The organism is Nesterenkonia sp. K-15-9-6 (genome assembly GCF_052656005.1).
This window is the reverse complement of the sequence record NZ_JBQYEY010000005.1, coordinates 147,877-159,178: the sequence shown is the minus strand read 5'-3', so window position 1 is coordinate 159,178 and position 11,302 is coordinate 147,877. Positions and strand designations below refer to the sequence as shown.

Genomic DNA, 11,302 nt, shown 5'->3' with positions numbered 1-11,302 from the left:
CCCGCGCCGCCCGGCGACGAGGATGGAGCCATGACTTCCGGACCTGCCGACGACGGCGCACGACGCGCCCAGGGCAGCATGCTGGTGCTCCTCGGGCTCGGCTGTCAGCAGGTGGGGGCGGCCCTGGCGGTCCTCGTCTTCCCCGCTGCGGGGCCTGTGGGCATGGTGGCCCTGCGCCTGGTGCTCTCCGCCGGCGTCCTGTGGGCCCTGGTCCGGCCCCGGGTCCGCGGCCTGTCCGCCCGGTCCTGGGGCGTGGCCGCCGGGTACGGACTCGTGCTGGCCGGTATGAACATCGCCTTCTACCTGGCGCTGGATCGCCTGCCGCTGGGCACCACGGTCACCCTGGAGATCCTGGGGCCGATCACCCTGAGCGTCCTCGCGTCACGCCGGTGGCTCAGCGCACTGTGGGCCGGGACCGCCTTCGCCGGCGTCGCGATGATCGGCTGGGACCCCGCCACGGAGCTGGATCCCGTCGGCGTGGTCTTCGCTCTGCTGGCCGCGGCGCTGTGGGCCGCCTACATCATGATGACCAGGCGCACCGGTCAGGAGTTCACCGGACTGATCGGTCTGACCCTGGGCATGACCGTCGGCGGGCTGGCGGTCGCGCCCGTCGCCATTGTCACCAGCGGTTCCGCGCTGTTCCAGCCGCACATCCTGCTGATCGGCCTGGGGGTGGCGCTGCTGTCCTCCACGGTGCCCTATGCGTTGGAGATGCTGGCGCTGCGGCGGCTGCCGCCCAGCGCCTTCGCGATCCTTCTGGCCCTGGCCCCGGCGATCGCGGCGGGCGCCGGATTCCTCCTGCTCGGCCAGCAGCTCTCGGTCCATGCGCTGCTGGGCATGGGACTGGTGGTGGTCGCCGCGATGGGATCGGTGCGCGGATGAGGCGCGCGGTGCGGCACCTTCCGGATCCGCGAGCAGGATCCGCGAGCAGGGTCGGCGGGACTCAACCCTCGCGGACGTCCACCACGATCACGGTGACGTTGTCCCGGCCGCCTTCGCGCAGCGCCTGGTGGATCAGCCAGTCCACGGTGTCCTGGGGGGAGCGTCCGGCGTCGAGGATGTCGGCGATCTGCTGGTCGGTCAGCTCTCCGGTGAGCCCGTCGGAGCAGATCAGCAGCCGCTGGCCGGCCTCCACCGGCGCCATCGTGTAATCGCCGCTGAACAGGTCGCCGGCACCGAGGGCGCGGGTGATGACGTTGCGGTTCGGGTGGTCGCGGAGCTCCTCGGCGGTGATCATCCCGGACTCGAACATCTCCTGGACCTGCGAGTGGTCGCGGGTCAGCTGACGCAGCCGCCCGTCCTGGTGCAGATAGGTGCGCGAGTCACCGATGTTGAACACCAGCCACTGCAGCCGCTGGCCGGCCTCCACCAGCACCGCGCCGGTCAGCGTGGTGCCGGCCTTGGCGTCGGTGGCCTCGCGGATCCGCTCGTCGGCGTCGTCCAGGCAGGCCTGCAGCTCCACCCGGGTGATCGGCCCCGGAGCGGGGTCCCAGCCCTCGGCGAGCGCCTGCACCGCCAGGGCGGAGGCCACCTCGCCGGCCTCGTGGCCGCCCATGCCGTCCGCGACGGCGAACAGCGAGTCGGTGACCACCGACGAGTCCTCGTTGAGCTCACGGCGCAGACCGACGTGCGAGCCGTACCCGTAGTCCAGGTAGAGCCCGTGGTCCGGGCGCGGCTGCTGCTCGTCGTCCATGGTCGTCTGGTGCCCTTCGGTCAGTGGGTGCGGGAGATCCGTGCGGCGCGAGGGTGCGCCGGGTCACCAGACCATCATGTCACGATGAGGTCACGTTCCACAGCCGCGACGAGAGCTCAGGAGTTCTCCAGGACGATCCCCGTGCCGCCGGCGCGCAGCAGCATGTGCGGCTGCACCTCCCCGAACCCGCGCACGATCCGCGGCGGCTGCGGGACCAGCAGGTAGTCGTCCTCGGACTCCAGAGCCCGGGCCGTGACGGAGTCCACCAGGATGGTGCCGGGATCGGCCAGGGCCGTGAGCCGGGCCGCGAGGTTCACGGTGGGCCCGTAGATGTCGCCCATCCGGGACAGCACGCGCCCCCAGACCACGGACACCCGGGCCTGGGGCAGGACGTCGTCGGCGGCGATCGTCTCGGCCAGGGCCAGTGCGATCTCCGCACCGGCCTCCGGGGTCTCGGCGTTGAACAGGACTTCGTCGCCGACGGTCTTGACGAGCCGACCGCCGCCGATGGAGATGATCTCCGCGCAGCGGGACTCGAAACGCTGCACGGTCTGCGCCAGAGTGCGTTCGTTCATGGTGCGGGACAGCGAGGTGTAGGAGACGAGGTCCGCGAAGCCGACGGCACGGGCCAGCGGCAGCGGAGAGTCGTGCTCGGAGCCGTCCCGGCCCTGGGCGGTGGCGGCCAGCCCGGACTCCACTCGCACAGTGAGCCGCTGCAGCGCCGCGGAGAGCTGCCGGCGCCAGGCGTAGCTCATGAGGCTCTCGATCGGCGCGATCAGCTCCGGCAGGGTCTCCACCACCTGGGTCCGTGCCGTGGCGTCGGAGAGCTGCTGGTTGGCGATCTTGTCCTCCACCAGCGCCTCGATCTGCCAGACCACCATGCGGTCGGTCATCTGGCCCACCGAACGGGTCAGCGAGATCGCGGTCTCCTCGTTGAGGTGGCCGTCGCGCACCAGCGAGATCATCGTGGACAGCGCCTCGACGTCGGCGTCGGTGAACGCCTTGACGTCGTCGTCCAGGTTGGGGAAGCCCAGGGCGCGCCACAGCTTGCGGGCGGCGTGGGTGGAGACGCCGAGCTCGCGGGCCATCTCCCGGTAGGTCAGGGTGCGCTCGGCACCGAGCAGCCGGCGTTCCAGGTCCCGGATGCCGCGGTGCCAGTCCTGCTGCTCCACCGTGGGGATCGGGATCGCAGCAGTCTCCGGCGCCCGCTCCCAGCCGTCCGGCGCGGATCCCGACGACGACGCCGCGGCACCCGCCGGGGCCGAGGGGGCCGAGGCCGCTGAGGCCGCTGAGGCCGCTGACCGTGCGGCCGAACGGGCCTCAGCGCGGGTCCGGCCCGCGGGACGTCCCGACCTCTCGTCTCCGGGGTCATGCGGGGTGTGCGCCACCGGCGCCGGCTCGGACGACGGACCGCCCTCCCGTGCACGTCCCTCACCAGAACCGCCCTCACCAGAACTGTGTGGGCCGGCGTCCGGAGCAGGGGGAGCCGGAGGCGTGGGGGCAGTGGCGGCGGGTGAGTCCCCGGGCGCGCGCCGCACCCCACCGGGCACGGCCGCCGCGGGGCGGGGCAGGGCGATCTCTCCGGTGTGCAGGCTCGGCGTGGTGACGGGCCGCGGGGACGGGAAGTCGGACCAGTCGGACCGGGCGGCGGCGAGCTGCTCGTCGGTGTACCCGACGGCGTCGCGGTCGATCTCCCCGGTCTCACCGGTCAGACTGTGGGCACCGGGATCCGCGTCGACGTCCTCGGCGGGGGGTCCCTCCGGGGGCGTGGACGCGTCTCCGGAATCGCCTTCCGGGGCGCCGAAGCCGCGCCGGCGGGCCCGCTCCCAGGCGAGCCGCCCATGCTCGGCCGGGCTCTCCTGGGGACCGGTCTGACGCCGGGCGGACTCGTCTCGAGACTCATCGACCATGGTCACACCGCCTGTCCCGGAGACTGTCCGAATCGTGGCTGCTGCCGGGGCGCCGCAGTGCCCGGCGGGGAGGAGTGCCCCTGAGGATGGGGGGACTGCTGGGCGGCGTGCTGCCGGGCGGCGGCCTGCCGGTAGGTGCTCAGCTCCTCGGCCATGACCGTGTGGAAGTGCTCGACGTCCGGCATGTCTGTCAGCACCGTGCGCTGCTGCTGACCGTAGGCGCCGTGCAGCAGCACCAGATCGCCGGCTCCCTGGACAGCCTGCAGCCGCGACTGCTTCAGCTGCACCTCGGACATCAGCCCCAGCGGCACCACCACCGGCTGAGGGGCGCCGAGGATGTTCTTCTGCACCACCCGCAACGTGGTGAGGTAGGTGTGCCGCAGCGCCCACCGCAGCAGGGGGCGGAGCGTACCGAGCACCAGGACCAGACCGCCGGCCACCCAGATCAGGAACACCCCGATGTGGCTGTAGTACCGGATGAACTCCGGCTGCGAACCGCGGGACACGTAGCCGAGGAGGAAGCTCATCACGGTGACCGTGACGAGCAGGTTCACCAGGGCCGGGATCAGCGCACGAAGATGAGCGCGTGTGCGCACGACGACCTGTTCGCCGTCCACGAGCTTCAGCTTCATCGCGTGCCCTCGTCCTCCGCTCTGATCAGGTCAGACCTGTGCCGCCTGTCCGGCGAGGTCCGCGGCCAGTCTACCCGTGGGTCTCAGGCCTGCGCCCGCCGCAGGTGGATGACGTCTCCGGCGGAGAAAGGCCGTCGCCGCTGCGCCGCCGAGCCCTCCACCGCCTCCCACGGCGCCTCCGGCGCGCTCCGACGCCGGGTGACCTCCACCTGCAGGGAGCCGTCGTCCTGCAGCCCGACCGCGGTGCCGCTTTCGGCTCCCCCACCGGGCAGCTCCACACGCACCTCCTGGCCGAGGGTGTCCATGACCTCCTGCACGCGGGCACCCAGCGCACTGTCCCGCACGGAGCCGCGGGCCGCAACGCCCTCCAGGTCGGCGAGGTTCTGCGCCAGACGCTCCAACAGTGCGGCGAGCACCTCGGTGCGCAGCGTCGCGAGGTCGGGCGACCCCGCCCCGGCCGCCGACGCCCGTCCCTCGCCCAGTCGATCCAGCTCCAGCAGCACCGAGGTGGACGTCGGCGTCGGCAGGTCCTCGGCGCGCAGCAGCACGTTGATCCCGATCCCCAGCACCACGGTCACCCCACCGGCGGCGCCCGCAGGGACGGGCGCCAGCACCGCCAGGATTCCGGAGATCTTGCGCCCGTCGATGTGCACATCGTTGGGCCATTTCAGCTGCGCCGGGATGCCGTGGCGCTCCCGGAGAACCTCTACGAGGCTCAGGCCGGCCACCAAAGAGATCCAGGGCAGCCGGCGCGTGGGGTCGACGCCGTCGCGTCCCGGACGCAGCACCACGGAGGTGGACAGCGAGGTCCGCGGAGGCGAGGACCAGCCGCGGCCGAGCCGACCGGTGGCCCCCGTCTGCTCCTCCGCGGTGAGCACGGACAGATGCGGCCAGGTCTCGGCGAAGCCCGGCTCCCCGGCCGCCCGAGAGAGCTGCAGGTTGGTGGAGTCGACAGCCTCGACCACCCGCAGCCGGGAGTACGGGCCCTCGGCGACCAGCTGCTGACGCAGCCACGCGGCGTCCAGGGGCGACGCCGTCGTCGGCTGCTGCTCGCCGCCGGTGCTCTCTGAGCCGCCGAGGGCCTCGGTGCTCGCTGTGCTTCCTGTGCTGTCCTGTGTCATGCGGCTCCTCCGCCTCCTGCAGCTGCGCGGTGCCGTAGGAGGGCACCTGATGACCGGGCGCCGAGACCCGGCCGGAGCGACCGGAGGTCAGCGGCTCAGAGGAAGATGTCCGGGATGAGCTCGCGCCCGTGCTCCACAGCGTAGTCGGAGAGGTCCTCCACGCCCGCGGCGGCCAGCACCTTCTCGTCGGTGAGGAATTCTCCGGTGCGGCGTCCGGCGGCACCGGAGAGCAGCGCGAGCGCCGCATCCGCGACCACTCCCGGGGTGCGGGCCGAACGGATCATCTCCTCCCCTCCGGGCATCGCCCGGATGGCCGCGGTGTCGATGAGGGTGGCGGGCCACAGGGAGTTCACGTCCACGCCGTCGGCGGCCAGCTCCTGAGCCAGGCCGGCGGTCGTCATGGACATGCCGTACTTGGCCATCGTGTAGCCCAGGTGGCGGCCGAACCACTGCGGGTCCAGGCGCCCGTCGGCGCCGGTCAGCGGCGGAGACAGGGTGAGGATCTGCGCGTGGCGGCCGTCGGCGGCGGCCTGACGCAGATGCGGCATCGCCGTCTTGGACAGGTGGAAGGTGCCGCGGACGTTGATGTCGTGCATCAGGTCGTAGCGCTTCATGTCCAGGGCCTCGGTGGTGGACAGATCGATGGCCGACGCGTTGTTGATGACGATGTCCACGCCACCGAACTCGCTGACCGTGGTGTCCACGGCGCGGAGCACGTCGGCGTCCTCGCGCAGATCCCCGACGATCGCCAGGCCGCGACCTCCGGCGGCCTCGACGTCGGCCACGGCGGTGTGGACGGTGCCGGCGAGCTTGGGATGCGGGGTGTCGGTCTTGGCGAGCATGGCGATGTGGGCACCGCGCCCGGCGAGCGCGACGGCGATGGCGTGCCCGATGCCGCGGCTTCCGCCGGACATCAGCACGCGGGCGCCGTGGAGATCCCGGGGGCCGATCAGCTGGGTGGGCGTCGTGGCGGGGGTGGGTGCTTCTGGCTCAGTCATGCCCTCAATTCTACTCATGAGTAACCCCCTTCTGTCATCTGCGTCACATCGACATCCGACCCCCGGGCCAGCCTTGTAGGGTTCCTACAGTCGTCAGACCCCTGCCCCGGGCTAGACTGGCCGCTGGATTGTAGAGTTCCTGAAGGATCCGGCAGTGACCCCGATGACGCCCCGCGCGTCCCGCGGCGCCGCCGTCCACCCGACCGCCGGAGAAAAGGGTTCCCCACGGACGATGAGCACCTCCCCCCGCACTGACGCCAGCGCCAGCACCGACGGCCGCACCGCCCCGAAGCCGGGCGCGGAGCATGATCTGGCGACCACCGCCGGGAAGCTGGCCGAGTTCCGCCGCCGTCGGGACCAGACCCACGCCCCCGCCGGGGAGGCGGCCGTGGAGAAGCAGCACTCCCGCGGCAAGCACACGGCCCGCGAGCGCATCGAGATGCTGCTGGACCCCGACTCCTTCGTGGAGCTCGACGCCCTGGCCGTGCACCGCTCCACCTCCTTCGGCATGGAGAAGAAGAAGCTGCTCGGCGACGGCGTCGTCTCCGGCTACGGCACCATCGACGGTCGTCTGGTCGCCGTCTACTCCCAGGACTTCACCGTCTTCGGCGGCTCCCTCTCCGCGGTCAACGGGGAGAAGATCGTCAAGGTCCAGGAGTTCGCCGCCCGCAACGGATGCCCGGTGATCGGCATCAACGACGGCGGCGGCGCCCGCATCCAGGAGGGCGTGGCCTCCCTGGCCATGTTCGCCGACATCTTCCGGAACAACGTCCACTCCTCCGGCGTGGTTCCCCAGATCACCCTGATCATGGGCCCCTCGGCCGGCGGGGCGGCCTACTCCCCGGCGCTGACCGACTTCGTGATCATGGTGGACAAGTCCTCCCACATGTTCATCACCGGCCCCGACGTCATCAAGTCGGTCACCGGCGAGGACGTGGACATGGAGACCCTCGGCGGGGCGCGACAGCACAACACCACCACCGGCACCGCCGCCTACCTGGCCTCCGACGAGGAGGACGCCCTCGAGTTCGTCAAGGAGCTGCTGGAGTTCCTGCCGCTGAACAACCTCGCCGAAGCCCCGGTGGAGCCGGCCGAGGAGCGGGCGAAGATCGAGGCCGAGGACGAGGCGCTGAACACCCTCATCCCCGACTCCGCCAACCAGCCCTATGACATGCACGTCGTCATCGAGCAGATCCTCGACGACGGCCACTTCCTGGAGCTGCAGGCCCTCTACGCCCCCAACGTGGTGATCGGACTGGGCCGGGTGGAGGGCCGCAGCGTCGGCGTCGTCGCCAACCAGCCCTCCCAGTTCGCCGGAACCCTGGACATCGCGGCCAGCGAGAAGGCCGCCCGCTTCGTCCGCTTCTGCGACGCGTTCAACATCCCGATCCTCACCCTGGTGGACGTGCCCGGCTTTCTTCCCGGCACCGACCAGGAGTTCAACGGCATCATCCGCCGCGGGGCCAAGCTGCTCTACGCCTACGCCGAGGCCACCGTCCCCAAGATCACGGTGATCACCCGCAAGGCCTTCGGCGGGGCCTACATCGTCATGGGCTCCAAGAAGCTCGGCGCCGATGTGAATCTCGCCTGGCCCACCGCGCAGATCGGTGTGATGGGCGCCCAGGGTGCGGTCAACATCCTGCACCGTCGGGAGCTGGCCGCCGTGGAGAAGGAAGGCGGAGACGTCGAGGCCCGGCGCGCCGAGCTCATCGACGACTACGAGACCGAGCTGCTCAACCCCTACCAGTCCGCCGAGCTGGGCTACATCGACGCCGTCATCGAGCCGGCCGAGACGCGCTGGCAGGTCACCAAGGCGCTGCGGGCGACCTTCCACAAGCGGGAGGCACGGCCGGCCAAGAAGCACGGCAACATCCCGCTGTGACTCGCCGCACCTGCAGCACCTGCAGCACCGAGACCGCCGCTGGGCCCCGCCGGGCCCGACGTCCAGGAAGGAGGCGACGCCGATGACCGAGACCACCCAGGACCCGACCGAGGGGGACTCCCCGGAGACACCCGTCCTGCAGCTCACCGGCACCCCGCTGGGCGCGGAGGAGCTCGCCGCGGTGGCCGCCGTCGTCGGGCGCCTCGCCACCGCGGAGCCCGTGGAGGACGCCGACGCCGGAGGGACCGGCCCGCGGGACCGCACTCTGCAGCGGCGCCGCCATCTGGGCCTGTGGGGCCGCCCCGGCACGGACTCCTGGCAGCACGCGGCAGGACTGAGGTGACCCGGTGAGCGCACATCATGACAAGACTCCCCGACTGATCCTCGCCTCCGCCTCCCCCAGCCGCCGTCAGATCCTCGAGGAGGCCGGCCTCGACTTCGAGGTCGTCGTCTCCGAGGTGGACGAGCCCGCCGTCGTGGCCTCCGCCGTCGAGGCGCTCGGACCTCTGACCCCCGCCGAGGAGGCGCTGCTGCTGGCCCGCACCAAGGCCGAGGACGTCGCCTCCCGAGGCGCGGCCCGCGGCGCCCTGGTGCTGGGCTGCGACTCCGTCTTCGAGCTCGACGGCGTCGCCTACGGTAAGCCCTATGAGGTAGAGGTGGCGGTGCAGCGCTGGCGGCATATGCGGGGCGCCACCGGCATCCTGCACACGGGCCACTGGCTGGTGGACGCCTCGAGCGCCACACGCACCACCGGCTCCAGCTGGCTGGGCCAGAGGCCCGGCCACGACGGCGAGCTGAAGGCCGCCGGCGAGACCGTCTCCACCCGCATCACCTTCGGCCGGCCCACCGATGAGCAGATCCGCGACTACGCCGAGTCCGGGGAGCCCCTGCACTGCGCCGGGGCCTTCACCCTGGAGGGCGCGGCCGCGAAGTTCATCGAGCACGTCGACGGCGACCGCGAGTCGGTCATCGGCGTCTCGCCCGCCGCGCTGGCCCGGCTGCGCGCCCAGCTGGCGCCTGAGGCCCCTCCCGTGTCGAGCGGCCGAGGATGACGGGATCTCCGGCGATGCGACGGCGTGTCGCCGGACAGATGCCGTCAGAATCGGCCACCAGATGAAGAATTCGCAGCGTCCACCCCGACTACCAGGAGTGCAGAAGAGACCATGACCCAGTTCAGCAAGGTGCTGATCGCCAACCGCGGGGAGATCGCGGTGCGGGTGATCCGTGCGGCCCGTGACGAGGGGCTGTCGACCGTCGCCGTCTACGCCGACCCGGACCGCGACGCCGTCCACGTCACCATGGCCGACGAGGCCTACTCCCTGGGCGGAGCCACCGCGGCGGACAGCTACCTGGTGGTCGAGAAGATCCTGGAGGCCGCCCGCGCCACCGATGCGGACGCCGTGCACCCCGGCTACGGCTTCCTCTCCGAGAACGCCGACTTCGCCCGTGCCGTGCGCCTGGCCGGACTGACCTGGATCGGCCCCTCCCCCGAGGCCATCGAGACGCTGGGCGACAAGGTCTCCGCCCGCCAGCTGGCCGAGAAGGTCGGCGCCCCGCTGGCGCCCGGCACCAAGCAGCCGGTCAAGGACGCCAAGGAGGTCATCAGGTTCGCGGACAAGCAGGGTCTGCCCATCGCCATCAAGGCCGCCCACGGCGGCGGCGGGCGCGGCATCAAGGTGGTCCGCGAGCATGAGGAGATCACCGAGCTCTACGAGTCCGCCGTCCGCGAGGCCACCGCGGCCTTCGGGCGGGGCGAGTGCTTCATCGAGCGCTACCTGGACGCGCCGCGGCACGTGGAGACCCAGTGCCTGGCCGACGAGCACGGCAACGTGGTGGTGGTCTCCACCCGTGACTGCTCCCTGCAGCGGCGCAACCAGAAGCTCGTGGAGGAGGCTCCCGCGCCGTTCTTGAGCCGCCAGCAGAACCGGCAGCTCTACCGCGCCTCGAAGGCGATCCTCCGCGAGGCCGGCTACACCGGCGCCGGGACCTGCGAGTTCCTGGTGGGCCGCGACGGCACCATCAGCTTCCTGGAGGTCAACACCCGCCTGCAGGTGGAGCACCCGGTCTCCGAAGAGGTCACCGGCATCGACCTGGTCCGAGAGCAGTTCAGGATCGCCCGCGGCGAGCGGCTGGGCTACGACGACCCGGAGGTCCGCGGCCACAGTATCGAGTTCCGCATCAACGGCGAGGACGCCGGACGGAACTTCATGCCCGCCCCCGGCAAGCTCGAGCGCTTCGACCTGCCCAGCGGGCCGGGCGTGCGCGTGGACTCCGGCGTGCGCGCCGGGGAGACGATCTCCGGGGCCTTCGACTCCATGATCGCCAAGCTGATCGTCACCGGCGCCACCCGGGAGCAGGCCGTCCAGCGGGCCCGCCGCGCCCTGGCGGAGATGACCGTCGAGGGCATGCCCACGGTGATCCCCTTCCACCGCCAGGTCCTCGAGGATCCGGCGTTCGTCCCCGAGCTGGCCGAGCACGACGGCGGCCACGGCCACCGGAAGGCGCCGACGTCGTTCTCGGTGCACACCCGGTGGATCGAGACCGAGTTCGACAACACGATCCAGCCGTTCAACATGCTGGCCGCTCACGCCGATCCCGAGCACGAGGAGGAGCGCGCCTCCGTGGTCATGGAGGTCAACGGCAAACGCGTCACCGTCGGACTGCCTGCCTCTCTGGCGGCCGGCAAGCTCGCCACCCAGGCGGGCAAGAAGCGACGCCGCAAGCGCACCGCCGCGGCCACCGGCGCCTCCGGGGACCAGCTGACCTCGCCCATGCAGGGCACCATCGTGAAGGTCCACGCCAAGAACGGGGACAAGGTGGCCGAGGGCGACCTGATCCTGGTGCTGGAGGCCATGAAGATGGAGCAGCCGCTGACCGCCCACAAGGCCGGCAAGCTCAAAGGGCTCAAGGCCGCGGCCGGCGCCTCGGTGAGCGCGGGAGAGGTGCTCGCCACGATCGAGGGCTGAGCAGCCGCACTCCGGGATGGCCCCGGAGGGATTGTCACTAAACGTCGCGTCAGTGCACGCACTCCGACAATCCCTCCGGGGTCATCGCTGTTCCGCCCGA

Annotated in this window: 10 protein-coding genes; 5 read left to right on the top strand and 5 right to left on the bottom strand. The window is 71.6% G+C overall.

Annotation, left to right across the window (positions count from 1 at the left end; translation table 11 throughout):
• Window positions 1-30 precede the first annotated feature (30 nt).
• Window positions 31-882, top strand: a complete 852-nt coding sequence (locus SD455_RS05185) for an EamA family transporter (protein ID WP_445507429.1) — start codon at window positions 31-33, stop codon at window positions 880-882.
• A gap of 61 nt (window positions 883-943) precedes the next feature.
• On the opposite strand, the gene SD455_RS05180 is transcribed toward SD455_RS05185, so the two are convergent.
• From SD455_RS05180 to SD455_RS05160, 5 genes are all read right to left on the bottom strand, one after another.
• Window positions 944-1,693: a PP2C family protein-serine/threonine phosphatase gene (locus SD455_RS05180; protein ID WP_445507428.1), complete on the bottom strand. Its 750-nt coding sequence runs from the start codon at window positions 1,691-1,693 to the stop codon at window positions 944-946.
• A gap of 116 nt (window positions 1,694-1,809) precedes the next feature.
• On the bottom strand, window positions 1,810-2,880 hold the full coding sequence (locus tag SD455_RS05175) for an adenylate/guanylate cyclase domain-containing protein (RefSeq protein ID WP_070162290.1): 1,071 nt from the start codon (window positions 2,878-2,880) through the stop codon (window positions 1,810-1,812).
• A 725-nt stretch (window positions 2,881-3,605) separates the two neighbouring features.
• The gene (locus SD455_RS05170) at window positions 3,606-4,235 is read right to left on the bottom strand and encodes a hypothetical protein (RefSeq protein ID WP_070159435.1); all 630 of its coding nucleotides are present in this window, start codon (window positions 4,233-4,235) and stop codon (window positions 3,606-3,608) included.
• A gap of 83 nt (window positions 4,236-4,318) precedes the next feature.
• Window positions 4,319-5,356 (bottom strand): biotin--[acetyl-CoA-carboxylase] ligase, encoded by a 1,038-nt coding sequence (locus SD455_RS05165; RefSeq protein ID WP_445507427.1) that lies wholly within the window; start codon window positions 5,354-5,356, stop codon window positions 4,319-4,321.
• A gap of 95 nt (window positions 5,357-5,451) precedes the next feature.
• Window positions 5,452-6,354 carry an SDR family oxidoreductase gene (locus tag SD455_RS05160; protein ID WP_445507426.1) on the bottom strand — a complete coding sequence of 301 codons (903 nt, stop codon included), beginning with the start codon at window positions 6,352-6,354 and terminating at the stop codon, window positions 5,452-5,454.
• A gap of 232 nt (window positions 6,355-6,586) precedes the next feature.
• Here SD455_RS05160 and SD455_RS05155 point away from each other — a divergent pair, with 232 nt between their 5' ends.
• The 4 genes from SD455_RS05155 to SD455_RS05140 all read left to right on the top strand — a co-directional run bounded on the left by SD455_RS05155 (window position 6,587) and on the right by SD455_RS05140 (window position 11,202).
• Window positions 6,587-8,236: an acyl-CoA carboxylase subunit beta gene (locus SD455_RS05155; RefSeq protein ID WP_083277415.1), complete on the top strand. Its 1,650-nt coding sequence runs from the start codon at window positions 6,587-6,589 to the stop codon at window positions 8,234-8,236.
• Between the two features lie 82 nt (window positions 8,237-8,318).
• A complete protein-coding gene (locus SD455_RS05150) occupies window positions 8,319-8,579 on the top strand; it encodes a hypothetical protein (RefSeq protein WP_070159430.1) in 261 nt (86 codons plus the stop codon).
• A 4-nt stretch (window positions 8,580-8,583) separates the two neighbouring features.
• Window positions 8,584-9,288, top strand: a complete 705-nt coding sequence (locus SD455_RS05145) for a Maf family protein (RefSeq protein WP_445507425.1) — start codon at window positions 8,584-8,586, stop codon at window positions 9,286-9,288.
• A gap of 111 nt (window positions 9,289-9,399) precedes the next feature.
• On the top strand, window positions 9,400-11,202 hold the full coding sequence (locus SD455_RS05140) for an acetyl/propionyl/methylcrotonyl-CoA carboxylase subunit alpha (RefSeq protein WP_085437418.1): 1,803 nt from the start codon (window positions 9,400-9,402) through the stop codon (window positions 11,200-11,202).
• Window positions 11,203-11,302 lie beyond the last annotated feature (100 nt).